The 24,852-nt window shown below is 66.7% G+C and carries 24 protein-coding genes and 2 pseudogenes; 21 read left to right on the top strand and 5 right to left on the bottom strand.

Features of this window, described 5'->3' with window-relative positions; all coding sequences use genetic code 11:
• Nucleotides 1-10: 10 nt before the first annotated feature.
• The 3 genes from ESD82_RS01465 to ESD82_RS01475 form a co-directional block, all read right to left on the bottom strand.
• Nucleotides 11-193, bottom strand: a complete 183-nt coding sequence (locus ESD82_RS01465) for a hypothetical protein (protein WP_147428380.1) — start codon at nt 191-193, stop codon at nt 11-13.
• The gene (locus ESD82_RS01470) at nt 180-464 is read right to left on the bottom strand and encodes a hypothetical protein (protein WP_147428378.1); all 285 of its coding nucleotides are present in this window, start codon (nt 462-464) and stop codon (nt 180-182) included. Before ESD82_RS01470 ends, ESD82_RS01465 begins: the two co-directional genes overlap by 14 nt.
• Before the next feature lie 390 nt (nt 465-854).
• Nucleotides 855-1,166: an L-lactate permease gene (locus tag ESD82_RS01475; RefSeq protein WP_147429160.1), complete on the bottom strand. Its 312-nt coding sequence runs from the start codon at nt 1,164-1,166 to the stop codon at nt 855-857.
• Nucleotides 1,167-1,634: 468 nt separating this feature from the next.
• On the opposite strand from ESD82_RS01475, the gene acs reads away from it, so the two are divergent.
• The 7 genes from acs to ESD82_RS01510 all read left to right on the top strand — a co-directional run bounded on the left by acs (nt 1,635) and on the right by ESD82_RS01510 (nt 10,496).
• Nucleotides 1,635-3,590, top strand: a complete 1,956-nt coding sequence (gene acs / locus ESD82_RS01480) for an acetate--CoA ligase (protein WP_147428376.1) — start codon at nt 1,635-1,637, stop codon at nt 3,588-3,590.
• Nucleotides 3,591-3,693: 103 nt separating this feature from the next.
• Nucleotides 3,694-3,951: a DUF4212 domain-containing protein gene (locus ESD82_RS01485; RefSeq protein WP_010400161.1), complete on the top strand. Its 258-nt coding sequence runs from the start codon at nt 3,694-3,696 to the stop codon at nt 3,949-3,951.
• Between the two features lie 10 nt (nt 3,952-3,961).
• On the top strand, nt 3,962-5,773 hold the full coding sequence (locus ESD82_RS01490; RefSeq protein ID WP_147428374.1) for a sodium:solute symporter family protein: 1,812 nt from the start codon (nt 3,962-3,964) through the stop codon (nt 5,771-5,773).
• A 59-nt stretch (nt 5,774-5,832) separates the two neighbouring features.
• A complete protein-coding gene (locus ESD82_RS01495) occupies nt 5,833-7,644 on the top strand; it encodes a DUF294 nucleotidyltransferase-like domain-containing protein (protein WP_147428372.1) in 1,812 nt (603 codons plus the stop codon).
• Between the two features lie 7 nt (nt 7,645-7,651).
• A complete protein-coding gene (locus tag ESD82_RS01500) occupies nt 7,652-8,149 on the top strand; it encodes a hypothetical protein (protein WP_010400164.1) in 498 nt (165 codons plus the stop codon).
• Nucleotides 8,149-8,520 (top strand): response regulator transcription factor, encoded by a 372-nt coding sequence (locus ESD82_RS01505; RefSeq protein WP_010400165.1) that lies wholly within the window; start codon nt 8,149-8,151, stop codon nt 8,518-8,520. Before ESD82_RS01500 ends, ESD82_RS01505 begins: the two co-directional genes overlap by 1 nt.
• Nucleotides 8,514-10,496: a 3'-5' exonuclease gene (locus ESD82_RS01510; RefSeq protein WP_147428370.1), complete on the top strand. Its 1,983-nt coding sequence runs from the start codon at nt 8,514-8,516 to the stop codon at nt 10,494-10,496. The genes ESD82_RS01505 and ESD82_RS01510 overlap by 7 nt, the downstream gene beginning before the upstream one ends.
• Before the next feature lie 409 nt (nt 10,497-10,905).
• Here the strand turns inward: ESD82_RS01510 and ESD82_RS22535 are convergent, their stop codons facing one another.
• Nucleotides 10,906-11,355 (bottom strand): helix-turn-helix domain-containing protein, encoded by a 450-nt coding sequence (locus tag ESD82_RS22535; RefSeq protein WP_081750596.1) that lies wholly within the window; start codon nt 11,353-11,355, stop codon nt 10,906-10,908.
• 273 nt (nt 11,356-11,628) lie between these two features.
• Between ESD82_RS22535 and ESD82_RS01520 the strand changes: the two genes are divergently transcribed.
• Entirely contained in the window at nt 11,629-11,820 is a 192-nt protein-coding gene (locus ESD82_RS01520; protein ID WP_024845827.1) for a hypothetical protein, read from the top strand.
• Between the two features lie 57 nt (nt 11,821-11,877).
• On the opposite strand, the gene ESD82_RS01525 is transcribed toward ESD82_RS01520, so the two are convergent.
• Nucleotides 11,878-12,849 (bottom strand): LysR family transcriptional regulator, encoded by a 972-nt coding sequence (locus ESD82_RS01525; protein ID WP_074991104.1) that lies wholly within the window; start codon nt 12,847-12,849, stop codon nt 11,878-11,880.
• 123 nt (nt 12,850-12,972) lie between these two features.
• On the opposite strand from ESD82_RS01525, the gene ESD82_RS01530 reads away from it, so the two are divergent.
• The 13 genes and pseudogenes from ESD82_RS01530 (at nt 12,973) to tnpC (ending at nt 24,757) form a co-directional block, all read left to right on the top strand.
• A complete protein-coding gene (locus tag ESD82_RS01530; protein ID WP_114669352.1) occupies nt 12,973-14,181 on the top strand; it encodes a M20 aminoacylase family protein in 1,209 nt (402 codons plus the stop codon).
• Between the two features lie 23 nt (nt 14,182-14,204).
• The gene (locus ESD82_RS01535) at nt 14,205-14,987 is read left to right on the top strand and encodes an ABC transporter substrate-binding protein (RefSeq protein WP_024845829.1); all 783 of its coding nucleotides are present in this window, start codon (nt 14,205-14,207) and stop codon (nt 14,985-14,987) included.
• 92 nt (nt 14,988-15,079) lie between these two features.
• Nucleotides 15,080-15,769 carry an ABC transporter permease gene (locus ESD82_RS01540; protein ID WP_147428368.1) on the top strand — a complete coding sequence of 230 codons (690 nt, stop codon included), beginning with the start codon at nt 15,080-15,082 and terminating at the stop codon, nt 15,767-15,769.
• On the top strand, nt 15,766-16,491 hold the full coding sequence (locus tag ESD82_RS01545) for an ABC transporter permease (RefSeq protein WP_024845831.1): 726 nt from the start codon (nt 15,766-15,768) through the stop codon (nt 16,489-16,491). Before ESD82_RS01540 ends, ESD82_RS01545 begins: the two co-directional genes overlap by 4 nt.
• A 23-nt stretch (nt 16,492-16,514) precedes the next feature.
• A complete protein-coding gene (locus ESD82_RS01550) occupies nt 16,515-17,306 on the top strand; it encodes an ABC transporter ATP-binding protein (protein ID WP_147429159.1) in 792 nt (263 codons plus the stop codon).
• Between the two features lie 255 nt (nt 17,307-17,561).
• Entirely contained in the window at nt 17,562-18,419 is an 858-nt protein-coding gene (locus tag ESD82_RS01555) for a DUF2189 domain-containing protein (RefSeq protein ID WP_147428366.1), read from the top strand.
• Between the two features lie 335 nt (nt 18,420-18,754).
• Nucleotides 18,755-18,919, top strand: a pseudogene (locus ESD82_RS01560) (IS110 family transposase); the annotation flags it as partial.
• 103 nt (nt 18,920-19,022) lie between these two features.
• Complete coding sequence (locus ESD82_RS01565; protein WP_147428365.1) at nt 19,023-19,397, top strand: transposase; 375 nt, start codon at nt 19,023-19,025, stop codon at nt 19,395-19,397.
• A 206-nt stretch (nt 19,398-19,603) separates the two neighbouring features.
• On the top strand, nt 19,604-20,833 hold the full coding sequence (locus tag ESD82_RS01570) for a tyrosine-type recombinase/integrase (protein ID WP_028710450.1): 1,230 nt from the start codon (nt 19,604-19,606) through the stop codon (nt 20,831-20,833).
• Nucleotides 20,827-21,669, top strand: coding sequence for a tyrosine-type recombinase/integrase (locus ESD82_RS01575; protein WP_208852044.1), 843 nt, complete (start codon nt 20,827-20,829; stop codon nt 21,667-21,669). Before ESD82_RS01570 ends, ESD82_RS01575 begins: the two co-directional genes overlap by 7 nt.
• A 66-nt stretch (nt 21,670-21,735) precedes the next feature.
• A complete protein-coding gene (locus tag ESD82_RS01580; protein WP_024846203.1) occupies nt 21,736-22,725 on the top strand; it encodes a tyrosine-type recombinase/integrase in 990 nt (329 codons plus the stop codon).
• Between the two features lie 145 nt (nt 22,726-22,870).
• A complete protein-coding gene (gene tnpB / locus ESD82_RS01585) occupies nt 22,871-23,140 on the top strand; it encodes an IS66 family insertion sequence element accessory protein TnpB (protein WP_147428363.1) in 270 nt (89 codons plus the stop codon).
• Between the two features lie 78 nt (nt 23,141-23,218).
• Nucleotides 23,219-24,757, top strand: a pseudogene (gene tnpC, locus ESD82_RS01590) (IS66 family transposase).
• Nucleotides 24,758-24,852: the final 95 nt, after the last annotated feature.

Here is a 24,852-nt window from a genome sequence, read left to right on the forward strand (position 1 = left end):
TGGGGGCTCCTTAACGCAACAGCCAATAGAGCAGCCCCATGCCGGAGGCATATGCCAATATCAGCAGCAGGATATTCCTGACGGCCTGCCTGCGGGAGGTCGTTATCCTGATCGGCTTTATTTCAAGGCTGTCGAGGTCGTTTCGGCCTGCGCCTTTTTTGCTCTTGATGCCTGGGTCTTTATTCTGGCTCATGTCCCGACCTGTAGGCTGCTTCATGCATGCGGCGCGGTGATGCGGTATTGCCCTTTGGCGCACAAATTTGCTCTATCCCGGCTTCCTGGCCTTTCGTGCCGGGGTTTGCATCGCTGGCAGGATGGCTTTGGGGCAAGGCTCTGCGATTTCCGCGCAAGAGAATTTTCAGCGAGCCGCTTTCACGCAGCAAGGCGACGGCAAACCGGACCTCGTCAATGGGCAGTCCCGTTCTGATGGATATGTCTTCGATGCCATAACCTTCTTTCAGCATTTGGCCGATCATTGGACGATTGCCCCCTTTCCCGGGTTCGAAATGCAATCGGCAGTCAGCAGCTCGCGGCCGAGGGGTGCCAAAGCCTCCGATGATCCGGGCTCCGTTGCCCTGTCGGGAAATTCATCACGGACATCGCAAGTCTTGCTGCGAGTATGTGCCTGCATCGCACATCTCCTGTCAGAAACGGGTTCAACCAGTCTCCGTAATCAGGGAGGAAGTCCCTGGGCGCACGCAGCACACGCCTTGCTGACAAGATAGCGATGCCGCCGGGTGGATCAAGGGGCAGGGGGCAAAACCAGGCCATAAGCCTTACCCGTGATCGCTCCGTGCGACGGATTCCCGTTTCGAGCGGACATCCCGCGGCGGCCGACCACATCTGGTTGCCGGTCAGCCCGCCCTGCACCACGGAATAGCCATGGGGATCAGGGTCTCGCGGATGATCGCGTGCTTGCGGTCGGCCAGCTCGACGGTGCCCGCGCCCGCCGCCCCCAGGCCGATCTGCTCGGCGGTCGAGAACTGGAACAGCGAGAACATCATGTTGCTGACCGTGTTCGAGCCGGCGACGAAGGCGCCCATGGCCCTGATCAGCGGCGCGAATATCGGCCAGGCATCGCCCACCACGGACGAGACACCCTGCGCCAGCACGATGGGCAGGCTGGCATGGCTGTCCGAGGCCGAGTTCAGGAACACCTGCACCATCGGCACGGCGAGCAGCAGCGGCCGATGCGCCCGCGATCATGGTCGTGCCCATGATCTCGTCCGGCCCGGCGCGCAGATCGGCATGGCGGTGACGGGATAGGCGACCTTCGCCAGCGCCACCGGCCGCGTGAAGACCGTGGCGATGGGCCGCTGGGCCAGGGACCGGCGGGTGCCGGAGGGCGCGTTCTGCCGGCAGGCGGCGCTACCTCCTGGAGGGATCAAGCCGCCGTCGCGGACAGGAGGAGGGCTCCCAGGTCACGGTGCCGACCGGCGTGTAAAATATTTACATTCCAGATATGCTCGTTGTCAAATTATTAACAAAATTCCCTTTATAAATAAATACTTAACACGAAAGCGGCGATCTGGTTAACATTGTGCTCGAGCTTTCCCGCGGCCGCCCAGGAGGGGGCATTTCGGCATGACGCTGCGGGCAAGGGGAAATGATGCGATCGCTGTGAGGGGGGAGCCATGAGCATTGAATCGATTAAGAAACATCCTGTTCCGGCTGGTTTTGAGGCTGCGCTGGTCACGCCTGGGGACTATGCGCGGCTCTATGCCGAATCGATCTCGGATCCGGCGGGGTTCTGGGGGCGCGAGGGGCGGCGTCTGGACTGGATCCAGCCCTATAGCCGGGTGAAGGACACCGATTTCACCCTGGGCCAGGTCTCGATCAAATGGTTCGAGGACGGGATCCTGAACGCCTCGGTCAATTGCATCGACCGCCACCTGCCCCGGCGCGCGACCCAGACCGCGATCATCTTCGAGCCGGATGATCCGAACCAGCCCGCCCGCCACATCACCTATGCGGAACTGTCGGACAAGGTGAACCGCTTTGCCAACGTGCTCCTGTCCCAGGGGGTGATGCGCGGCGACCGGGTGGTGATCTACCTGCCGATGATCCCCGAGGCCGCCTATGCCATGCTGGCCTGCGCGCGCATCGGCGCCATCCATTCCATCGTCTTCGCCGGCTTCTCGCCCGATGCGCTGGCCAACCGCATCAACGATTCGGGCGCCAAGCTGGTGATCACCGCCGACACCGCGCCGCGCGGCGGCCGCAAGACGGCGCTGAAGTCGAATACCGACGCGGCGCTTCTGCATTGCTCGGACCGGGTGCGCTGCCTGGTGGTCAAGCATACCGGCGACCAGACCAGCTGGATCGAGGGGCGCGACGTGGACGTGCTGAAGCTGATGGAGGAGGTCAGCCCCGACTGCCCGCCGCGGCCGATGGGGGCCGAGGATCCGCTGTTCATCCTCTATACCTCGGGCTCGACCGGCAAGCCCAAGGGCGTGGTCCATACCACCGGCGGCTACCTGCTTTATGCGGCGATGACGCATCAATACGTCTTCGACTACAAGGACGGCGACGTGTTCTGGTGCACGGCCGACGTGGGCTGGGTGACCGGGCACAGCTACATCGTCTACGGCCCGCTGGCCAACGGCGCCACGACGCTGATGTTCGAGGGGGTGCCGACCTGGCCCGATGCCGGCCGCTTCTGGGCGGTGTGCGAGAAGCACCGGGTCAACCAGTTCTACACCGCGCCGACCGCGATCCGGGCGCTGATGGGCCAGGGGCCGGAATGGGTCGAGAAGCACGACCTGTCGAGCCTGCGGGTTCTGGGCACGGTGGGCGAGCCGATCAACCCCGAGGCCTGGGTCTGGTATGACAAGCATGTCGGCAAGGGGCGCTGCCCGATCGTCGACACCTGGTGGCAGACCGAGACCGGCGGCCACATGATCACCTCGCTGCCGGGCGCGATCGAGACCAAGCCGGGCTCGGCGACGCTGCCCTTCTTCGGGGTCAAGCCGGTGGTGCTGGATCCGCAGAGCGGGGTGGCGCTGGACGGCGATGGGGTCGAGGGGGTGCTGTGCATCGCCGACAGCTGGCCGGGTCAGATGCGCACGGTCTGGGGCGACCACCAGCGGTTCATGGAGACCTATTTCCAGCAATATCCGGGCTATTACTTCACCGGCGACGGCTGCCGGCGCGACGAGGACGGCTATTACTGGATCACCGGGCGGGTGGATGACGTGATCAACGTCTCGGGGCACCGGATGGGCACGGCCGAGGTGGAATCGGCGCTGGTTGCGCATGAGAAGGTGGCCGAGGCGGCGGTGGTGGGCTATCCGCATCCGCTGAAGGGTCAGGGCATCTATGCCTATGTGACGCTGATGAACGGGGTCGAGCCCAGCGACGGGTTGCGCGCCGAGCTGGAGAAATGGGTGCGCACCGAGATCGGGCCGATCGCCAAGCCGGACCTGATCCAATGGGCGCCGGGCCTGCCGAAGACGCGTTCGGGCAAGATCATGCGCCGCATCCTGCGCAAGATCGCCGAGGACGATTTCGCCACCCTCGGAGACATCTCAACCCTCGCTGACCCAAGCGTCGTCGACGAACTCATCGAAAACAGGATGAACCGCGCCTGAAGACGGGCGCGGGAAATGCCTCCCCGCCCTTCCGCCGGGCGCCGGGAGGCGCAAATCCCAAAGGCGGAGCGAGACATGTCTGAAAAGGGAGGAAACGAAGGACATGAGTGACAGACAATCGTCAAACGCATATTGGCAGGCCAATCTGAAGCTGATCTGGCTGTGCATGATCATCTGGGCCCTGGTGTCCTATGGCTTCGGGATCGTCTTGCGGCCCTTGCTGGCGGGCATTTCGGTGGGAGGAACCGATCTGGGCTTCTGGTTCGCGCAGCAAGGCTCGATCCTGGTCTTCATCGTGCTGATCTTCTTTTATGCCTGGCGCATGAACAAGATGGACGCCGAACACGGCGTGGAGGAGTGAGGAGCATCCCATGAGCCAGTTTACCCTCAACCTCCTTGTCATCGGGGCATCCTTCGCGCTTTACATCGGCATCGCGATCTGGGCCCGCGCCGGTTCCACGGCCGAGTTCTATGCCGCCAACCGCGGCGTCAGCCCGGTCATGAACGGCATGGCCACGGCGGCCGACTGGATGTCGGCGGCCTCGTTCATCTCGATGGCGGGCCTCATCGCCTTTACCGGCTATGACAACTCGACCTATCTGATGGGCTGGACCGGCGGCTATGTGCTGCTGGCGATGCTGCTTGCGCCCTATCTGCGCAAGTTCGGCAAGTTCACGGTGCCGGAATTCATCGGCGACCGCTTCTATTCCGGCACGGCGCGGATCATCGGCGTGATCTGCCTGCTGATCATCTCGATCACCTATGTGATCGGCCAGATGACCGGCGTCGGCGTGACCTTCTCGCGCTATCTGGAGGTCTCCAGCTCGACCGGGCTGTGGATCGGCGCGGCGCTGGTCTTCGTCTATGCCGTTCTGGGCGGGATGAAGGGCATCACCTATACCCAGGTGGCGCAGTATATCGTGCTGATCATCGCCTATACCATCCCGGCGGTGTTCATCGCCCTGCAGCTGACCGGCCATGTGCTGCCGCAGACGGGACTGTTCGGCACGCATGACGCCTCGGGCGCCAAGTTCCTGGCCAAGCTGGACCAGGTGGTGACCGACCTGGGCTTCCGCTCCTATACCGGGCACCATAACTCGACGCTGGACATGGTACTGTTCACCATGGCGCTGATGATCGGTACCGCGGGCCTGCCGCATGTCATCATCCGCTTCTTCACCGTGCCGAAAGTGGCCGATGCGCGCAAATCGGCGGGCTGGGCGCTGGTCTTCATCGCGCTGCTCTATACCGTCGCGCCCGCGGTGGGCTCGATGTCGCGCTTCAACCTGACCGCGACCATGTGGCCGGGCGCCGAGACGGGCGAGACCTTCAGCCAGCCGGCCGTGTCGCTGGAGGACATCCAGAACCGCGAGGACTTGAACTGGATGCGCAACTGGCAGCTGACCGGCCTGCTGAACTGGGAGGACAAGAACGGCGACGGCCTGATCCAGTACTATAACGAGGCCGGGGCGGCGAACGAGCCGCTGGCCACGGTGATCGCCGAGCAGGGCCTGCAGGGCAACGAGCTGACCACGGTGAACAACGACATCATGGTCCTGGCCAACCCGGAAATCGCCAACCTGCCGGGCTGGGTCATCGCCATCGTCGCCGCCGGCGGCCTGGCGGCGGCGCTGTCCACCGCGGCGGGCCTGTTGCTGGCGATCTCGGGCGCGGTCAGCCACGACCTGATCAAGGGCGCGATCAATCCCGGCATCAGCGAGAAGGGCGAGCTGTTCGCGGCCCGCGTCTCGATGGCGGTGTCGATCCTGGTCGCCACGATCCTGGGCCTGAACCCGCCGGGCTTTGCCGCGCAGACGGTGGCGCTGGCCTTCGGCCTGGCGGCCAGCTCGATCTTCCCGGTGCTGATGATGGGCATCTTCTCGACGCGCATGAACAAGGAAGGCGCGATCGCGGGGATGCTGGCCGGGGTCATCTCGACGCTGGTCTATATCTTCACCTACAAGGGCTGGTTCTTCATCTCGGGGACCAACATGCTGCCCGATACCGCGGATGCCTGGCTGTTCGGCATCTCGCCGGCCTCGTTCGGCACCATCGGCGCGGTGATCAACTTCGCGGTGGCCTATCTGGTGTCCGCCGCCACCAAGGAGCCGCCCGCCGAGGTGCGCGACCTGGTCGAGTCGATCCGCGTTCCGCGCGGCGCCGGCGCGGCGCAGGCGCATTGACGAACAGTCGCGCCCCCTCGCGGGGCGCGGCCTTTCCGCCGTTCGGCAGGGCAGGGACCATGAACGACATCGCCGCATTCATCGCCACGGTTCATCCCTATGACAGCCTGCCGCAGGACGAGCTGGCGCGGGCCGCGGCGGCCTTCAAGCGCAGGGACTATCCGGCCGGCGGCGTGATCTATCGCCGCGGCGACCGGCTGGCGGGGCTTTACCTGATCGAAAGCGGCCGGGTCCGGGTCTCGGATGCCGCGGGGGATTCCGTTTCCGAGCTGATGGCGCGCAACTCCTTTGGCGAAAGGGGGCTGCTGCGCGACGGCGTGGCAGTCACCACTGCGACGGCCATCGAGGATTCGACCGTGCTGATGCTGCCCCGCGCCGAATTGATGCGGCTGATCGGCAGCCATCGTGCGGTTGCACGCTTCTTCGACCGCAGCGGCCTGCCCGGCAGTCGCGAAAGCGATCTGGCGCTGCTGAAGGTCGGCGACCTGATCGGGCGGCGGGCGCCGCTGACCTGCACGCCCGAGACCCCCGCCATCGAGGCCGCCCGCGCCATGCGCGATGCTCGCGTCAGCAGCATCGGCGTGCTGGACGGGGAGCGGCTGGTCGGGCTGGTCACGATCCGCGACATCTCGAACCGCATCGTCGCCGAGGGGCGCGACGTGAACGTTCCCGTCGCGCAGGTGATGACGCCCGATCCGATCACGCTTTCGCCGGCGGAGCTGGGCTATGACGTGCTCAACATCATGCTGGAGCGCCGCATCGGCCATCTGCCGGTGGTCGAGAAGGGCCGCTTCGTCGGCATGGTCAGCCAGACCGACCTGACGCGGGTGCAGGCGATCTCGGCCTCGGCGCTGATCCGCGACATCGCGCAATCGGGGGATGTCGCCGAGATGGCGGCGGCCACCGCACGCATTCCCGCATTGCTGGTGCAGCTGGTCAACGGTCATCACCGGCACGAAACCATCACCCGCATGATCACCGACATCGCCGATGCCGTGACCCGGCGCCTGCTGGTCATGGCCGAGGCGCGGCTGGGGCCGCCGCCCGGCCCCTGGCTGTGGGCGGCCTGCGGCAGCCAGGGGCGGCAGGAACAGACCGGCCTGTCGGACCAGGACAATTGCCTGATCCTGGGTGACGATTGCGACCCGGAGGATCTCTGGTTCGCGGATCTGGCGCGCTTCGTTTGCGATGGGCTGAATGCCTGCGGCTATGTCTATTGCCCCGGCGAGATGATGGCCGTCACCCCGCGCTGGCGCCAGCCGCGCCGGGTCTGGCGCGGCTATTTCCGCGACTGGATCGCCCATCCCAGCCCCGAGGCGCAGATGCTGGCCTCGGTCATGTTCGATCTGCGCGCCATCGGCGGCGATGCCGCGCTGCTGGAGGGGCTGCAGGCCGAAACCCTGGGGATGGCGGCGAAGAACTCGATCTTCGTGGCGCATATGATCTCGAACGCGATGAAGCACCGCCCGCCTTTGGGGCTGATCGGCGGCTTTGCCACCGCGCGCACGGGCGAGCATCGCAACCAGATCGACATGAAGCTCAGCGGCGTCGTGCCGGTGGCGGACCTGGCGCGCATCTATGCGCTGCAGGGCCAGCTGGCGCCCGTCAACACCAGGGCCCGGCTGGTCGAGGCGCAGGCGGCGGGCATCATCTCGGGCAGCGGCGCACGCGACCTGATCGCGGCCTATGACCTGATCCAGACCACGCGGCTGGAAAACCAGGCCGCGCAGATCCGCGCGGGCGAACGGCCGGGCAACCATCTGTCCCCCGCTGCGCTGCCCGATTTCCAGCGCAGCCATCTGCGCGACGCCTTCGTGGTGGTGCGGGGGATGCAATCGGCGCTAGGCCACGGCAAGGGAATGTTGGGATGAGGGGCATATGACCGGGATCGGGGTCGAATTGCTGGGCGTGATCGCGGTCGGCGTGGGCGCGGCGGCGCTGCTTTATGCCGGGATGCACCTGCTGCGCAAGCTGGGGCTGGCGCCGGCGCGCTGGCTGCTGCCGGCGGGCATCGGCCTGGCGATGGTCGGCTATGCGGTCTGGAATGACTACGCCTGGTATGACCGGGCGGTCGCCCGGTTGCCCGCGGGTGCGCAGATCCTGCTGGTGGGCCGCGACAGCCAGCCCTGGGCGCCCTGGACCTATCTGGCGCCGGTGGTGATCCGCTTTGCCGCCCTCGATCCCGCCGGCATCTCGGAGACCGCCGAGGGCACGCGCCGGGCCGGGATCACGCTGGTCGAGCGGCGCGGCCCGACGCTGGTCGTGCCGCAGGAATTCGATTGCGCCAAGGGGCTGGTCCGGCCGGCGCGCGGCGCGTGGTCGCCGCCGGGCCCCTCGGACCCGGCCTATTCCGTCGTCTGCGGAGGAGGGGGATGATGGCCAGCATCCTGGTGGTCGAGGATGAGGACAATATCGCCACCGCCCTGGATTTCCTGCTGTCGCGCGACGGCCACAAGCACCGCCGCATGGCCACGGGCGCCGGCGCGGTCGACGAGATCCGCGCCAGCCATCCCGATCTAGTGCTGCTGGACGTGATGCTGCCCGATGTCTCGGGCTACCAGATCGTGCAGGACGTGCGGGCCGATCCGGCGCTGAACGACGTGCGGGTGCTGTTGATGACCGCGCGCGGCTCGGTGGTGGAGCGCCGCAAGGGGCTGGCGCTGGGGGCGGACGGTTTCATCGCCAAGCCCTTCGAGCTGTCCGAGCTGCGGGCGGAACTGGCGCGGCTCCTGGGCGGGCGATGCTGACGCGGCTTTCGCTCCGGCTGCGGGTGCTGCTGATCTTTGCGGGGCTTGCGGCAGCGATCCTTGCGGCCTTGGCCGTGGCGCTCTGGGTGGCGGGGGCGGGCCTTGCGGGCCGGGGCGTCCCGGTCCAGGCGATGCTGGACGCCCTGGTCCAGGCGGCGCTGATCGCGGGCTTCGGCGCGCTGGGGATGGTGGTCTGGATCTGGCTCCTGTTCGACCGCAACGTGGCCCGCCCGATCGAGCTGCTGGCCGGGGGCTTGCGCACCGGTCAGGCGCCCGAGATCGAGGAGGCCCGCTATCTGGCCGATCTGGGCCCCGCCGCCCGCGATGCCGCCGAGGCGCGGGCGCGTTCGGCCGAGGCGCTGGCCGATGCCATCGCCGAACATGCCGCCGACCTGCAGCGCGAAAAGGCGACGCTGGAATCCATTCTCGCCGATATCGGCGCCGGCGCGGTGATGACCGATCCGGCCGGCCGGGTGATGTTCTACAACGCCTCGGCCGCGCATCTTCTGCCCGGCATCGCGCTGGACCGCCCCATCGAGCGCCACCTGCCCGGTGGCGCGCTGGAGGCCGGTGCGGCGCGGTTGGCGGCGGGGGCGGCCGCGACCGACCTGACCTGCCTGAGCTCGGCCGGGCAACGGCTCTGGGGGCGCATGCGGCGCATCGATGGCGGCACGCTGCTGATCCTGAACGACCGCCCGCCGCAGCGCCCCGCGCCGCGCGACCTGCTGGAGACTCTGCGCCGCCATGCCGCGACCCTGGTGCCGATGCTGGGTGCGCTGGAGGGTCCGATCCCGCCCGCGCTGGCCCAGGCGATCCGGGCCGAGGGGCAGGGGCTTGCCAATGCCCTGCGCGCATTGACCGAGGCGATGAGCGGCGATGCCCCGCGCGGAGGGGCGGGGCTGAACGAGTTGGCCGCCGGGCTGGATCCGGCGCCCGACCTGCCGCCGCGGCTGATGCTGATGGCCGATGCGGCCGGGGTGAACGGGCTGCTGCGCCATCTGGACCGACGCCTGCGCGAACAGGGCGCGACCCCCCGCCTTGCCGCTGAGGTTGAGGCCGAGGCCGAGGCGTCCGAGGCGCGGCTCTTGCTGCTCTGGACCGGGGCGCCGCTGCCCATGGACCGGCTGGAATCCTGGCTGGCCGAGCCGCCCGACCCGGCGCAGCCCGAACTGACCGGGCACGAGATCCTGGCGGCCCATGCCACCGGCATCTGGACCGAGGCGCGGGACGGCCAGGCGCGGCTGGTCCTGCCGCTGCCCATCGCCTCGCACCGGCCGGACCGCGCCGGGCTGACCTATGACTTCGCCCTGGCGCGACGCGGCGCGGCCTCGTCGCGGCTGGCCGACCTGACCTGCGTGGTCTTCGACACCGAGACGACCGGCCTTGATCCCGCGACCGACCGCATCGTGCAGATCGCCGGGCTGCGCATCGCCCGCGGCCGCCTGACCGGCGAGCGTTTCGACACGCTGGTCAATCCCGGCCGGCCGATCCCGCCCGCCTCGACCGCCGTGCATGGCATCACCGATGCGATGGTGGCCGATGCTCCCGACATGGTCACGGCGCTGACCGCCTTTCGCCATTTCACCGAGGACGCGGTGCTGGTCGCCCATAACGCGCCCTTCGACATGGGCTTCCTGCGCCGCGCCGCGCCCGAGACCGGGGCGCATTTCGACAATCAGGCGCTGGATACGATCCTGCTTTCGGCGATGCTCTGGGGCCAGTCGGCGCCGCATTCGCTGGATGCGCTGACCGAGCGGCTGGGCATCGTCATCCCGCCCGAGGAACGTCACACCGCCATGGGCGACACCCGCGCCACGGCCGAGGCCTATCTGCGGCTGATCGCGGCGCTGGAGGCGAAGGGGCTGGAGCGGTTCGAGGACATAATGGCCGAGGCCCGCCGCCACCGCCGCCTGATCGATGACGCGAACAGGCCTGCGGGTGACGCCGCGTCCGGCTCCGGCCCGTCCGCAGGCTGACCGCGCGGCCCCTGCGCGGCCATGGGGAATGCATTCCCGCCGGCCGGATCGGCGGAACGGACAGGCCGCGCCGGCCCGTTCCGCTGCGGCGCGGCCGGGTCAGGCAAGCTCTCGCCGCTTTCCGAGCAGACCCTTGACGATGGTCGAGGCGGGAATGCCGGGGAGGTTGGGGCTCTTCGGTATCGCCCACCGACAGCAGGGGGCGGATGCGGCCTTCCTTGCAGGCGCCCATGGCCAGGGCCGGGGTGAGGAAGCCCGGCTGATTTCGGACGAGACGGGGCGAGGTGACGCGGAATCAGGATGAAGTCGCGTCCTTCCAGGTCTTTCGGCCGCTTCGGCCGGCTGCCGGGCCCGTCCCGGTCGCCGGGGAAAGCCACGGCCATGCCGGAGGAATAGACGGGGATTCCCATCAGCTCCCCAGAGCCCTTCGGACGCAAGGGCGACAAGCCCGCATCCAGCCGTCCTGCGCGCAAAAGCAGAAGCTGCGCTTCGGGCAACAGGCGGCTGAAACTGATCGGCATATCGGGCAAGGCGCGACGGAGCCTGCCGATTTCCGATGGAATGACCTGCATGACGGGCAGTCCCAGCGACAGCGCGACCCGCGTGGTGGCGAGCTGGCTCGAAGCCGTTGAGCAGGCGCACGGCATCGCGCCGAAGCTGCTTGCCGGCATCGGTCGGCGTCACGGGTCGCGCGCTTGGAAGGCTGCGTGTCCAGGTCGGCCGCAGGCTCGCGGACTTGCCGGGTCAGCGCCGGCTGGGCGATGCAGAGGGATTGCGCGGCCGCGCTGATGCTGCCGCGCTCGGCGACCGACAGGAATGGCGCAGCTGTCTCAGATTCATGGCCATGCCTGTCTTGCATGGACTTGATGCTGGTAACGTATTTCACCGTATGGCGTCAGCCTGACATCCCTTCGTCGCCGGAGCGGAACGCATCCCCGCCGCCCGTCGGAGACTGGTCGGAAGGGCGCCGATCGGCGCCATCCCGAATGGCCATGTGCCGTGACGGGGATCGCGCGAAACGGAGGGACGAATGCTGGATATCCTGCAAGAGGCCGGGGCCGGCCGGGATGGCGTGTCAGCCGTCTGGCGACATCGTCCCGCCAATCCCGAACCGCCGTTGCATGGGGCCGGCATGTCGGGGCTGATCGGCCCGGAACCGGACGGCGTGGGCATCGGGAGCCGCAGCGCCGGTATCGGCTCGGGCTTTCCGCACCCTCACCCGAATTTCGACAGGGACGACAACTCGCCCTTTCCGGGCGCGGCCCTGCCTGCCCGATATGCGTTCGAAAGCTTTTTCGGTGGCAGAGAGGCGCGCCAGGCGTGACGCGGCAGTTGCAGAAAGAACGGGCCGCTGAACGCGGTCGAGCGCATCGGCGGCAAGTCACCCCCGGCCCGATCCTTCGGAGGGAGCCTGCGTCGCGACATGAAGCAGCTTGCTCCATGCCCCCGATTTCCGCGCATGTGCACGCGCAGAGGACTTCAGGCAATGGATGAACATTTCGGCGGCGGGGCTCATCGGTGTGTGTCTCCGGCTGATCAGGCAGAGATCGCAGGCCATGAACCGCTCGCGTAACGCGAGGATCACCGTGCGCCCTTCGAACATCGGTGCGACCGCCATGATTTTCGGCACCCAGGTACACATGTCGCTTTGCTCGACCAGCGATTGCGCCAGCAGCGCCGAGTTGGCCTGCACGATCCGCCTGGGGTCCAGCTGGGCGCCATGGCGGGTGAAGACCTCCTCGATCAGCCGTTCGCGCCCGTCGGGCGCGAAGTTCAGCAGCCAGTCCTGGTCCAGCAGGCCGTGGATGCTGTCGCAGCCCATGCGCGGGTGATCGCGCCGGACCATGATGCCCGTCTCGTAGCGAAGGATCGGCTCTATCCGAAATTCCTGCGGCGACATGCCGGGCGAGGGCTGGCCGATGATCAGATCCATCGACCCCGTGCGCAGCAGCGGCTGGGCGATCATGGCGAAACTGTCGAAAAGCTCCAGCTGCACCTCGGGCATGTGCTGTCGAAACGCGCGCAGCACGTCTGGCAGCAGGATCAGCGAGACCCAGGGCGTGATGCCGACGCATAGCCTGCCTTCCAGGCGGCCGCGCCGCAGGCCCATCTGTTCCTCGGCCTGCCGCATCTGGTTCAGGATCAGCCGGGCATGCGCCAGCAGCGCCTGCCCGTGATCCGTGAAACTGAGCCCCGTGGGCGAGCGCACCAGCAGGGGCAACTGCTGCTCTGTCTCCAGTTCGCGCAGCGCGCGGGTGACTGCCGGTTGCGAAATGCCAAGCCGTCGGGCGGCGCTGCGCACGCTGCCGGTTTCGGCGCTGGCGACGAGCGCCTCGAGTTGATGCAGCTTCATCGTGCCACCATGACAACCATTGGTTATATCCATAAGAAAGTTTTGTCTCCGCCGCAACATTCTCGCTGCGCTATGGTGCCTGACAGACCCCATGCCGGGTCGGCGACGAGAGGGGGGAGGAGGATGGACAAGGCGATATTGCCGGAGATCGGCAAGATCAGCGCCGAGGCGGTTCATATCCGCCGCCGCATCCATGCCAATCCCGAACTGGGTTTCGAAGAAACGGCGACCGGCGACCTGGTGGCGGGGCTGCTGGCGCAATGGGGCTATGAGGTGACCCGGATGGCAGGCACCGGGGTCGTCGGGCGGCTGCGCAACGGCGCGGGCCGCGCGCTTGGCCTGCGCGCCGACATGGATGCCCTGCCGATCCACGAGGCCACGAACCTGGCCTGGCGCAGCACGATACCGGGCCGGATGCATGCCTGCGGCCATGACGGCCACACGGCCATGCTGTTGGCCGCGGCGCGCCATCTTGCGGAAAGCCGCAATTTCGCCGGCACGCTGAACCTGCTCTTCCAGCCGGCCGAGGAAGGGCTGGGCGGTGCCGCGCGCATGCTGGCCGAGGGGCTGTTCGACCGGTTCCCCTGCGAGGCGGTCTTCGCCATGCACAACCTGCCCGGCCTGCCCACGGGTCAACTGGCGTTTCGCGCTGGTCCGGCCATGGCTTCGGCCGACAGCGCCCGCATCCGGGTCGAGGGGATGGGCGGCCACGGCGCCACCCCGCATGCGACAATCGATCCCGTGGTCGTGGGGGCCGCCATCGTCTCGGCACTGCAATCCATCGTGGCGCGCAATGTCGATCCGCAGGCGGCGGCGGTCGTCACCGTGGGCAGGCTGCATGCCGGCGACACCGCCAACGTCATCCCCGAGACGGCCGAGATGGAACTGACCATCCGCTGCCTTTCGCCCGATCTGCGGGACATGCTGGAAAGCCGCATCCGCCGGCTGGCCGAGGCCCAGGCGGAAAGCTTTGGCGCCCGCGCGGTGGTGGATTACCGCCGCAGCCACCCGGTGCTGGTCAACCACCCGGCCGAGACGGCCATGGCCCGCCGGGTGGCCGAGGGCTGGCTGGGCCGCGAGGCCATCGTCCCCGACCTCCGCCCGGCCATGGCCAGCGAGGATTTCGCCCTGATGCTGGAGCATTGCCCCGGCTCCTACATCCATATCGGCAATGGGGTGAACAGCGCCCCGCTGCACAATCCGCATTACGACTTCAACGACGAGGCCCTGGCCATGGGCGCGAGCTATTGGGTCAAGCTTGCGGAAGCGTTCCTGGCGCCGGGCGCGGCGGCGGAAACGGCAGGCGCCCAGGGCGGCCATTGCCAAGCCTGAGATCATCACGACAGGGAAACATCATGCTCAACACCATCAGGATTTCGCTTCTTGCCCTGCTTTGCGCGGGCGCTGCCCAGGCCGAGGACCGGACCGGCCAGACCATCCGGCTGGGCGTCGATCCGACCTATCCGCCGCTGGAATACAAGCAGCCCGACGGCTCGCTGACCGGCTTCGGCATCGAGATCACCGAGGCGATCTGCGCGGAACTGCGCGCCAATTGCGTCTGGGTCGAAAGCAACTGGGACGGCATCATCCCTTCGCTCCAGGCGCGCAAGTTCGACGTCATCGCCTCGTCCATGACCATCACCGAGAAACGGGCCGAGCAGATCGCCTTTTCGGACAAGTATTCCAACGCGCCCTCGCGCCTGGTGGCGCGCAAGGGCTCGGGGCTGGAACCGACGGCCGCTTCGCTGCGCGGCAAGCGGATCGGGGTGCAGCAGGGATCGTCCCAGGAAAACTTCGCGCGCGCGGTCTGGATGCCCGAGGGGGTCGAGATCGTGTCCTACCAGACCCAGGACCAGATCTATGCCGACCTGATCAGCGGCCGGCTGGACGCCTCGCTCCAGGCCTCGATCCAGGCCAGCGAAGGCTTTCTGAAAAAGCCCGACGGCGCCGGCTTCGAGTTCGCCGGTCCCGACATGAACGACCCGGCCTATTTCGGCATCGGCTCCGGCTATGGCTTCCGCAAGGATGATGCCGCGCTGCGCGAGGACTGGAACAGGGCCTTCGCGGCGATCCGCGCCGATGGCACCTATCGCAAGATCAACGACAAGTATTTCGATTTCGACGTCTATGGCGACTGAGCCCGGCCGGTTGCGCCCGGTCCCCGCCCCATGAGGGCGGGGCGGGCATCCCGCGCGATCCGCGCGACAAGCCGGTCACGGAGGGAGGGAGCATGTTCCTGAACGGTTACGGCCCGCTGGTGCTGGCGGGGCTGATGATGACGCTGAAGCTGGCGCTGCTGGCGATGATCGGGGCCTTCCTGCTGGGGCTTGTCGGCGCGGGCTGCAAGCTGTCGCGCAGCCGCGGGCTGCGGGCGCTGGGGGCGGGCTATACCACGGTGATCCGCAGCGTGCCCGACCTGGTGATGATGCTGCTTCTGTTCTACAGCCTGCAGATCTGGCTGAACCGGCTGACCGACGCGCTGGGCTGGGCGCAGATCGACATCGACCCGTTTTCGGCCGGGGTGATCACCCTGGCGGTGATCTATGGCGCCTATTTCACCGAGACCTTCCGCGGCGCCTTCGCGGCGGTGCATCGCGGCCAGATCGAGGCGGCGCTGGCCTATGGCATGCCGCCCTGGACGCTGTTTCGCCGCGTGCTGTTTCCGCAGATGATGCGCCACGCCCTGCCGGGCATCGGCAACAACTGGCAGGTGATGATCAAGGCCACCGCGCTGGTATCGCTGATCGGGCTGAACGACCTGATCAAGGCGACGCAGGACGCCGGGAAAGGCTCGGGGCAGTTCTTCTATTTCAGTATCCTCAGCGCCCTGATCTTTCTGGCCCTGGCGACGGTCATCAACCTGGCCGTCCTGCTGCTCGAACGGCGCTTTTCGGCCGGGTCCCGGAGGCATGCCGCATGATCGAGATCCTGCAGGAATACGGGAAAGCCTATCTCTGGACCGACGGCTACAAGATCACCGGCGTGGCGATGACGCTGTGGCTGCTGATCGCCTCGCTGGCCCTGGGCTTCGTGCTGGCGGTGCCGCTGTCGGTGGCGCGCGCCTCGGCCAATCCCTGGCTGCGGCTGCCGGTCTGGCTGTTCACCTATGTCTTCCGCGGCACGCCGCTTTATGTGCAGCTGCTGATCCTCTATAGCGGCGTCTACAGCCTGTCCTTCGTGCAGTCCCAGCCCCTGCTGAACGGGTTTTTCCGCGAGGGGATCAACTGCGCCATCCTGGCCTTCGGCATCTGCTCCTGCGCCTATACGACCGAGATCTTTGCCGGCGCCATCCGTGCCGTGCCGCCGGGCGAGGTCGAGGCGGCGCGCGTCTTCGGCATGACCAGCCTTGGCGTCTATCGCCGGATCGTCCTGCCAAGCGCGCTGCGCCGCGCCTTGCCCGCCTATGGCAACGAGGTGATCCTGGTCCTGCATGCCACCTCGATCGCCTTCACCGCGACGGTGCCGGACATCCTCAAGATCGCCCGCGACGTGAACTCGGCCACCTATGCGCCTTTCAGCGCCTTCGGCATCGCGGCGGTTCTCTATGCCGCCATCGCCTTCACCCTGGTCTGGCTGTTCCGCCGTATCGAGGCGCGGCTGCTGGCCTTTCAGCGCCCCCAGTCGACAGGCCGCGCCGCATGACCCGCCATTTCCCCGAGGAAACCATGTTTCATCCCAAGCCCGACCCGCAATCCCCCCTCGCCGTCCGGGTCGAGGATCTGCACAAGCGTTACGGTCCGCTGGAGGTGCTGAAGGGCGTCGATCTGACCGCGCGCGAGGGCGAGGTGGTGTCGATGATCGGCGCCTCGGGTTCGGGAAAAAGCACCTTCCTGCGCTGCATCAACCTGCTGGAACTGCCCAGCCGGGGCCGGATCGAGGTCGCGGGCGAGGAACTGGCCTTGCGTCCCGGCCGCGACGGCGACCTGCATGCCGCCGATCCGCGCCAGTTGCGGCGGATCCGGACCTCGCTGTCGATGGTGTTCCAGAGCTTCAACCTGTGGCAGCACATGACGGTGATGCAGAACATCGTCGAGGCCCCGGTGCATGTGCTGGGCCTGAGCCGCGCCGAGGCCCGCGACAAGGCCGAGGCGCTGCTGCACAAGGTCGGGCTTTACGACAAGCGCGACCAGTATCCCGCCCATCTGTCGGGCGGCCAGCAGCAGCGCATCGCCATTGCCCGGGCGCTGTGCATGGAGCCGCGGGTGCTGCTGTTCGACGAGCCGACCTCGGCGCTTGACCCGGAACTGGTGGGCGAGGTGCTGAAGGTGATCCGCGGCCTTGCCGAAGAGGGCCGCACGATGATCCTGGTCACGCACGAGATGAAATTCGCCCGCGACGTGTCGAGCCAGGTGATCTTCCTGCACAATGGCCGGATCGAGGAGCGCGGCGCACCGGCACAGGTCTTTGGCGATCCACAAAGCGAACGCTGCCGGCAATTCCTGTCGCGCACCTGCTAGCCTTGGCCGGGCCGGCATGATCGGGCCGCGGCCCCGGGGCGGGGAGGATGCCATGGCGGCGGGCATCGCGGCTCGGGCCTTGCGCGCCCCGCCGGCGCCGGCACCTGCCGCGATTCCGAGAGTGCAACCTGGCGCTGCATCTGCTAGACTGACAGATGAGGACGGTTCGGCCCGGCGTATTCCGCGGGCGGGGGCCGGGTTCTCCGGCTGACGCCTCGCCCGGTTCCGGGCCCTCCAGGAAGGGAGGATGCAGCCATGCATCGAGACACGATTGGAAACCCGCTGAGCTGGAGCGCGCAGAGGCTCGCCGGCATGGGCCGCGGCGCCGGGGCGGCGGTGGACGGGATCGGCAGCCACGAGATGACCCTGCCGGTGGTCAACCGGATCGGCCTGGGCGACATCCGCGACGCGCTGCGCAAGGGCGTCGAGGACTTCGCCGCGCTGCGCACCGACGTGATCACCGCGGTGGCGCTTTATCCGGTGATCGGCTTCGTCCTGGCCGCCTGGGCGTTCAATGCCGGGCAGGTACACCTGCTCTTTCCGCTGGCGGCGGGCTTTCCGCTGGTCGGACCGGTCGCGGCGATCGGCCTTTACGAGATGAGCCGGCGGCGCGAACGGGGCGAGGACACGAATTGGGGCGCGGTGCTGGCCACGCTGACCGGCAGGGTGCTGGGGCCGGTGCTGGCGCTGGGCTGCCTGCTTGCGGTGATCTTCGCCTTCTGGCTGCTCGCCGCGCATGCGATCTGGGTCGTCACCCTGGGGCCCGGACCCTATGACAGCCTGCTGGCCTTGTTTCGCGACGCATTTACCACCAGCGCGGGCTGGACGATGATCCTGGCCGGGTTCGGCGTCGGCTTCGTCTTTGCGGCGGTGGTGCTTTGCGTCAGCCTGGTGTCGTTCCCGTTGCTGATCGACCGCCCGGTGGGGGTGCCGGTGGCGCTGGCGACCTCGCTTGCCGTCGCGCGCCGCAACCCCGGCGCGACCGCGCTCTGGGGGTTGATCGTGGCCGTGTCGCTGGTGCTGGGGATGATCCCGCTGTTCGCCGGGCTGATCGTCGTGCTGCCCATCCTCGGCCACGCCACCTGGCATCTTTACCGCCGCGCGGTGGCCTAGAGGGATCGGGAAAACCCCATGCGGCGGCAAGCCCGCCATGTCCCACTGTCCTGGGGATGACGACGGGAATCCGGATGGGCTGCCGTGAGCCGAGGGCCGGCAGCGCGAACAGCATCGTCTGTCCGACAGCCGCTCCTGATAGATGGGACAGCGCGGTCCAGGCGGTGCCATAGCCGCCCTCCATGCCGGCGACCGGTTCCTCCATCGCCGTGCCGGAGGAGACGCCCTGCGCGGGCGCGCCGGTGATCTCCAGCGAACGGATGCCGCCATAGCGCCCGGCTCTGCGCCTGCTGGTTCCAGTCCTGCGCGGTGAAGGCGGCGAGGCGTGTCAATGCCCGGTGCATGTGAATACCGTAGCCAGCCAGAAGCACCGCGCCCTGCTGCGCAGCCGCAAGCTCCTGCAGGAAAAGGCTCTTGCGATCGAAAGCGACATCCGCGGCCTGTTGTGCAATTTCGGGCTCAAGGTGGGTATTGTTGGTGCGGGAGGATTCGAACGTAAGCGCTGTGCTGAGCCCACCTTCCTGCTGAATCCGTAAGCTGCGATGCGGCCCTGTGTGGGGATTTGCATGGGAGGTTTCATTGGGAGGCCATGGGGAGCGCAGTATGGAGGCCGTTGGGTTCGTGGAGCTTTTGGCGGCTCCGGCAGCCAAGCGGCGTTGGTCGGACGAGGCGAAGGGCCGGATCGTGGCCGAAACGCTGGTGGGTGGCGTTACGGTGAACGAGGTGGCGCGTCGTCATGGGGTGAAGGCCAACCACCTGTCCTCGTGGCGGACGTTGGCTCGGCAAGGCAAGCTGGTCGTGCCAGAGGTTGCGGGGGCCGAATTTGACGTGCCGGCGCTTACGGTGCCGCCGCTGGACGCGCTGTCGACGACAGCGTCGATTGAACTGGTCATCGGCCCTGTGACGGTGAGGCTGGATGCTGCCACGCCTGCGGCCCGGGTTGCGGACCTGGCCATGGCACTGCAGGCCCGCCCGTGATCTTCCCGTCGAACCGGGTGCGGATCATGGTGGCGACGAAGCCCGTCGACTTCCGCAACTATGCGGCGACCATGATTATGCGGAGTTGGCGTTGCCGATCGATAGATTAGGGCTTTTTTACAGATACCTAAGTAGCCCGAGAGCAGGCTTTCGCTCCGCATAACTATGCTCCCTCGCGATGGTTCAATATCGTGAGGAGAGCAAAGATGGATGCCAATAATCGTAATCACTGGTTCCTCGATCCGGGACCGTTGTCGTCGTGGATCGATCAGTTCGCGGCCGACCTTGCCGCTCAGAGATATACGCCGCTGACGATTGAAGGCTACACGGCCTCGGCGCGTCATTTTGCGGCTTGGCTTGGTAGCGCAGGTATCGCGATCGATGATATTGGTGACGATGTCGTTCGTCGCTTTGCCGAACATCGGTGTCGATGTCCTGGTGGGCGGCGATGGCTGCGTGTTTCACCAAAGTATTCGCGCCGCGCCGGGCGGTTCGTTGTTTTCCTGCAAAGGAAAGGTGTCGCGCGACCATCCGTGAAGGTCGCCTCGTCATATCCCCTGCTTGACGATTATCGGAACTGGTTGCGCATCCACCGGGGACTGTCGGAACGGACGATCGCCCGCCATCTTCGCCACCTGCATAAGTTGTTGCCGGAACTCGGCACGGCGACCCACGACTATGATGCCGCCCTCGTCCGCAATGTTGTCCGCGAGTGGCGCGAGCGAACCGGACCGGCGGACCTGCGGACCATAACGAGCACCTTGCGCAGCTATCTCCGTTTCCTCGCGGGTGCCGGCCTCTGTCGCCCCAACCTCGATCACGCCATCCCGCCGGTCGTGCAATGGCGCCTTTCGTCTTTGCCGCGGTATCTTGCTGCCGCCGATCTCGAACGCGTCGTTGCATCCTGCGATCAACTTACCAGGGGGCGCCTACGGGACCGTGCGATCCTGCTCCTGCTCGCACGCCTGGGGCTGCGGGCCGGGGATGTCGCTGGACTCAGACTCAGCGATCTCGATTGGACGTCTGGCATGCTGCGCTTGAGTGGCAAAGCGCGCCGGCAGGTTCGGTTGCCGCTCCCGCAGGACGTCGGCGATGCGATCCTCGCCTACATCGAGCTGGAACGGCCGCGCGTGGATCAGGAGGCGGTCTTTCTCATGATGGTCGCACCCTACCGATCATTCTCGCAGTCCAGCCACGTCTCCACGATCGTAGCACTGGCGCTGAAGCGGGCGGGCATTTCCGATGCTCCGTCGACCGGAGCCAGCCTGCTGCGCCACTCCGCGGCGACCTCGATGCTGCGCTCGGGCGCCACGCTCGAGGCTGTCGGCACGGTGCTGCGTCACCGTTCGCTCGATATGACCGCGCATTACGCCAAGGTCGACATTGCGATGCTGGAGCAGATTGCCCAGCCCTGGCCGGGAGAGCTGGCATGCTGAGTCAGCTCCTCACCGATCATGCAGCGCTGCACCGTGCACTGGGATTCAAGTTCCGGACCCCGGGCATCCTCCTGCGCAACTTTGTCGCCTTCGCCGAGCATCGCGGGGAGCGTGTCGTCACGACGGCGACCGTGCGCGAGTGGGCACTGCAGGCACCATCGCCCGAGCAACGACGCAACCGTCTGCTGACAGTGCGCCGCTTCGCGATCGCGCTGCATGCCGAAGATCCGCGCCACGAGGTGCCCTCGGCTGACCTCTTCGGCCGCGCCAGTCACCGGCGCCGCACACCCTATATCTACGATCCCAGGGATATCCGACGGTTGATCGATGCCGCGCATCGCCTTGGTCCCGACGGTTCGATCCGACCGATCACCTACGCCACGATGTTCGGGCTGATCGCGGCGACCGGCATGCGCGTTTCGGAGGCGCTTGCCATTCGGCTGCCGGACGTGATCGACGATGGGCTGATCATTGCCCAGACCAAGTTCAAAAAGAGCCGGTTGCTGCCGCTCCATTCAACGACCCGGCGCGCATTGGACGGATACTTCGCCACTCGCCTGAAGGCCTCGAGCCAGAGCGATGCACTCTTCATTTCGCATCAGGGAACGCCGCCCGCCTATCCGACAGTGATAACTGTCTTCCTGCAAATCATTCGATCGATCGGCTTGCGCGGCGCTCCAGGATCGCAAGGACCACGTCTCCACGATCTTCGCCACACATTCGCCGTTCGCTCTCGAACGCTGTGCGCACGATGCCCAGGCGGTAGCACGGCATATCACCGCCCTGAGCACCTATCTGGGGCACGCCCATGTGACCGATACTTACTGGTATCTTGAGGCGACGCCCGAGCTGATGGCGCACATGGCGGCAGCCGGCGAGGCCTTGCATCGGGAAGTGCCGGCATGACCCAACTCGCCCCGCATCTCACCGCGTTCCTTCGCGAACACCTTCCCCGCGAACGACGCGCCAGCGTGCATACCTGCGATGCCTATGCCTATAGCTTCCAGCTGCTGGTGACGTTCGCCGCGCGACGATTGCGCAAGAGGCCTTGCCTGCTGCAGATCGAGGATCTCGACGTGCCGATGATCCTTGCCTTCCTCGAACATGTCGAGGAGGCGCGCGGCAACAAGGCCCGTTCGCGCAACGCAAGGCTGGCGGCCGTGAAGTCCTTCTTCCGCTATCTCGAGCACCGCGTCCCCGCGGTTCTCGATCAGGCCCTTCGGGTGCACGCCATTCCCATGAAGAAGGTCGACGAGGCGCTGGTCGCTTCCCTTTCGCGCGCCGAAGTTCAAGCGCTGCTCGACGCACCGGACCGGCGGACACCATCGGGCATTCGCGATCGGGCCATGCTGCATCTCGCCTTCGCCGGCGGGCTGCGCGTTTCCGAACTTGTTGGTCTCGCCCTCGACCAGTTCGACGGACGGTCGCCGGCCAGCATCCATATTATCGGGAAGGGACGGCGGGAGCGCGTGCTGCCGCTCTGGCAGGAGACCGCCGCCGCGATCCGGGCCTGGGTCGCGGTCAGACCCAAGGATGGCGACACCGCGCTCTTCCTCAACAAGGCCGGCCGGGCGATGACGCGCGCCGGCTTCGAATATATCCTGACAAAGCACGCCGCGGTTGCGGCGAAGGTCGTGCCCTCGCTTGCCGCCAAGCCAATATCGCCTCATGTTCTGCGTCATAGCTGCGCGATGCACATGCTTCAGGCCACCCGGGATATCCGCAAGGTAGCGCTGTGGCTCGGTCATGCCACTCTCCAGAGCACCGAGATCTACTTGCGCGCTGACCCGGCCGAAAAACTCGAGATGATCGACGCTTTGGCGCCGCTCGGCATCAAGCCAGGCAAATTCCGCCCGCCGGACAAATTGATCGCGATGCTCGCTGCGCGATAGCGTATTGTTATGTGGAGTCGACAGATGTCGTGAGGCCCGGAAATGCGCCCGTCAGCGTCCGCGACTCCGCATAATCATGATCGCCGCATAGTTACGATTATGTGGTGCACCACATAACAGGAAGGGCCATGACAGCCTGGCTGCGATGGTGAAGAACGAGCTGCGCAAGGATCCGTACACCGGGACGGTCTTCGTGTTCCGGGCCAGGAAGGCGGATCGGCTGAAGCTGCTCTACTGGGACGGCACTGGGCTGGTGATGGCCTATAAGCGGCTGGAAGAGCATACGTTTACCTGGCCCGCCGTGAAGGACGGGCTAATGCTGATGAACCACGCACAGTTCGAGGCGCTGTTTGCCGGGCTGGATTGGCGGCGGGTTCGGGCCATCGAGGCGAAGGCTCCCGAAGCCGTGGAGTGAACGGTGCAGGCTGCGGCAGGATGACTCAGCCGGTGCTTTCCAGAGGCGTAGCCAGTGGCGGTTTGGTAAAGACCGGCCATGCCTAATACCGCTGATCTGCTTAAAGAAATTGCTGCGCTGAAGGCGATGCTGATCGCCGCGGAAGCGCGCGACCGGCGCAAGGTCGAGCGGATCGAACGCGTTGAGAAGCTGGTCGCGGCCTTCAAGCAGGCGGCCTTCGGGCGGCGGTCGGAGAAGAGCGATACGGACCAGTTCGAACTGGCGTTGGAGGATCTGGAAACGGCCATGGCGGTCATTCATGCCGAGGAGGATGCCGAGGATCGCGCTGCCAGCGCCCCACCAAACCACGTGCCCCCAACCGTGGTGCATTGCCGAAACACCTGCCGCGCATCGAGGAAGTGATCGAGCCGGAAAGCCTGACCTGCGCCTGCGGCGGCTGCCTGCATTGCATCGGTGAGGATGTGTCGGAGCGGTTGGATATCGCGCCCGCCCAGTTCCGCGTCATCGTCACCCGCCGCCCCAGATTTGCCTGTCGGTCCTGCACCGACGGCGTGGTTCAGGCGCCGGCCCCTGCGCGGTTGATCCCGGGAGGCATGCCCACCGAGGCGATGGTCGCGCATGTGCTGGCGAGCCAGATATGCCGACCATCTTCCGCTTTACCGTCAGACCCAGATCCACAGCCGTCAGGGTATGGACCTTGACCGTTCGACCCTTGCGGATTGGGTGGGGCGGGCCGCCTTCGAACTTCGCCCCGTTTGCGATGCGCTGATGGCCGACCTGAAACGGTCGACAAAGCTGTTCATGGACGAGACACGCGCGCCGGTCCTCGACCCGGGGGCCAGAAAGACCAAGACCGGATACTTCTGGGCGCTGGCCCGCGATGACCGGCCTTGGGGCGGAACAGCGCCGCCGGGTGTCGTCTTCACTGACGCTCCCGGTCGGGGCGGGCAGCATGCCGAACGGATATTGCAGGGCTTCGGTGGCATCCTGCAGGTCGACGGCTATGCCGGATACAATCGGCTGATTGCGTCGGACCGGATCGGTCCCGGCATCCAGCTCGCCCATTGCTGGGCGCACGCGCGCCGCAAGCTGATCGAGATCACCCGCACCGGGCCCGCGCCGATTGCCGAGGAGGGCGTGGCCCTCATCCGCGACCTCTATGCCATCGAGGCCGATATCCGCGGAAGCGACCCTGCTGCCCGACTGGCTGCACGGCAAGAGCGCTCCGCCCCGATCCTCGCCCGCCTCGACGACTGGCTGGCCCATCATCGTGCCCGCGCTTCAGCCAAATCGTCCCTCGGCGAAGCGCTCGCCTACATCGCGAAATACCGCGACGGGCTGGGGTGCTTCATGACTGATGGTCAGGTCGAGATCGACTCCAACACCGTCGAACGCACCATCCGGCCCATCGCCCTGAACCACAAAAACGCCCTCTTCGCCGGCCACGACGCCGGTGCCGAAAACTGGGCCGTCATCGCCTCGCTGATCGAGACCTGCAAGATGAACGGCGTCGATCCTCACGCATGGCTGACCGCCACACTCACCGCCATCGTTAAAGGCCACAAACAAGGCCAGATCGACGACCTGCTACCATGGAACTGCTCCGTCTCCGGGTGACCGGGACAGCGCTTACATTCGAACTCCGGGTCAGGGATCTCATCGAGGCCTTGCCGGATCTGGGAGAGATGTTCGGCGTTTTGCGGGCCGCAAGA

The organism is Paracoccus pantotrophus, from assembly GCF_008824185.1.
Lineage (GTDB): Bacteria > Pseudomonadota > Alphaproteobacteria > Rhodobacterales > Rhodobacteraceae > Paracoccus > Paracoccus pantotrophus.

Coding starts and splice junctions, on each gene's coding strand:
- ESD82_RS01555 (WP_147428366.1), top strand. CDS start 17,562: ATGCATCGAGACACGATTGGAAACCCGCTGAGCTGGAGCGCGCAGAGG.
- ESD82_RS01485 (WP_010400161.1), top strand. CDS start 3,694: ATGAGTGACAGACAATCGTCAAACGCATATTGGCAGGCCAATCTGAAG.
- ESD82_RS01530 (WP_114669352.1), top strand. CDS start 12,973: ATGGACAAGGCGATATTGCCGGAGATCGGCAAGATCAGCGCCGAGGCG.
- ESD82_RS01565 (WP_147428365.1), top strand. CDS start 19,023: ATGGAGGCCGTTGGGTTCGTGGAGCTTTTGGCGGCTCCGGCAGCCAAG.
- ESD82_RS01550 (WP_147429159.1), top strand. CDS start 16,515: ATGTTTCATCCCAAGCCCGACCCGCAATCCCCCCTCGCCGTCCGGGTC.
- ESD82_RS01545 (WP_024845831.1), top strand. CDS start 15,766: ATGATCGAGATCCTGCAGGAATACGGGAAAGCCTATCTCTGGACCGAC.
- ESD82_RS01500 (WP_010400164.1), top strand. CDS start 7,652: ATGACCGGGATCGGGGTCGAATTGCTGGGCGTGATCGCGGTCGGCGTG.
- ESD82_RS01520 (WP_024845827.1), top strand. CDS start 11,629: ATGTCGGGGCTGATCGGCCCGGAACCGGACGGCGTGGGCATCGGGAGC.
- ESD82_RS01490 (WP_147428374.1), top strand. CDS start 3,962: ATGAGCCAGTTTACCCTCAACCTCCTTGTCATCGGGGCATCCTTCGCG.
- ESD82_RS01495 (WP_147428372.1), top strand. CDS start 5,833: ATGAACGACATCGCCGCATTCATCGCCACGGTTCATCCCTATGACAGC.
- ESD82_RS01570 (WP_028710450.1), top strand. CDS start 19,604: ATGGATGCCAATAATCGTAATCACTGGTTCCTCGATCCGGGACCGTTG.
- ESD82_RS01505 (WP_010400165.1), top strand. CDS start 8,149: ATGGCCAGCATCCTGGTGGTCGAGGATGAGGACAATATCGCCACCGCC.
- tnpB (WP_147428363.1), top strand. CDS start 22,871: ATGGTGAAGAACGAGCTGCGCAAGGATCCGTACACCGGGACGGTCTTC.
- ESD82_RS01575 (WP_208852044.1), top strand. CDS start 20,827: ATGCTGAGTCAGCTCCTCACCGATCATGCAGCGCTGCACCGTGCACTG.
- ESD82_RS22535 (WP_081750596.1), bottom strand. CDS start 11,355: ATGCAAGACAGGCATGGCCATGAATCTGAGACAGCTGCGCCATTCCTG.
- ESD82_RS01465 (WP_147428380.1), bottom strand. CDS start 193: ATGAGCCAGAATAAAGACCCAGGCATCAAGAGCAAAAAAGGCGCAGGC.
- ESD82_RS01540 (WP_147428368.1), top strand. CDS start 15,080: ATGTTCCTGAACGGTTACGGCCCGCTGGTGCTGGCGGGGCTGATGATG.
- ESD82_RS01580 (WP_024846203.1), top strand. CDS start 21,736: ATGACCCAACTCGCCCCGCATCTCACCGCGTTCCTTCGCGAACACCTT.
- acs (WP_147428376.1), top strand. CDS start 1,635: ATGAGCATTGAATCGATTAAGAAACATCCTGTTCCGGCTGGTTTTGAG.
- ESD82_RS01470 (WP_147428378.1), bottom strand. CDS start 464: ATGCTGAAAGAAGGTTATGGCATCGAAGACATATCCATCAGAACGGGA.
- ESD82_RS01475 (WP_147429160.1), bottom strand. CDS start 1,166: ATGGTGCAGGTGTTCCTGAACTCGGCCTCGGACAGCCATGCCAGCCTG.
- ESD82_RS01525 (WP_074991104.1), bottom strand. CDS start 12,849: ATGAAGCTGCATCAACTCGAGGCGCTCGTCGCCAGCGCCGAAACCGGC.
- ESD82_RS01535 (WP_024845829.1), top strand. CDS start 14,205: ATGCTCAACACCATCAGGATTTCGCTTCTTGCCCTGCTTTGCGCGGGC.
- ESD82_RS01510 (WP_147428370.1), top strand. CDS start 8,514: ATGCTGACGCGGCTTTCGCTCCGGCTGCGGGTGCTGCTGATCTTTGCG.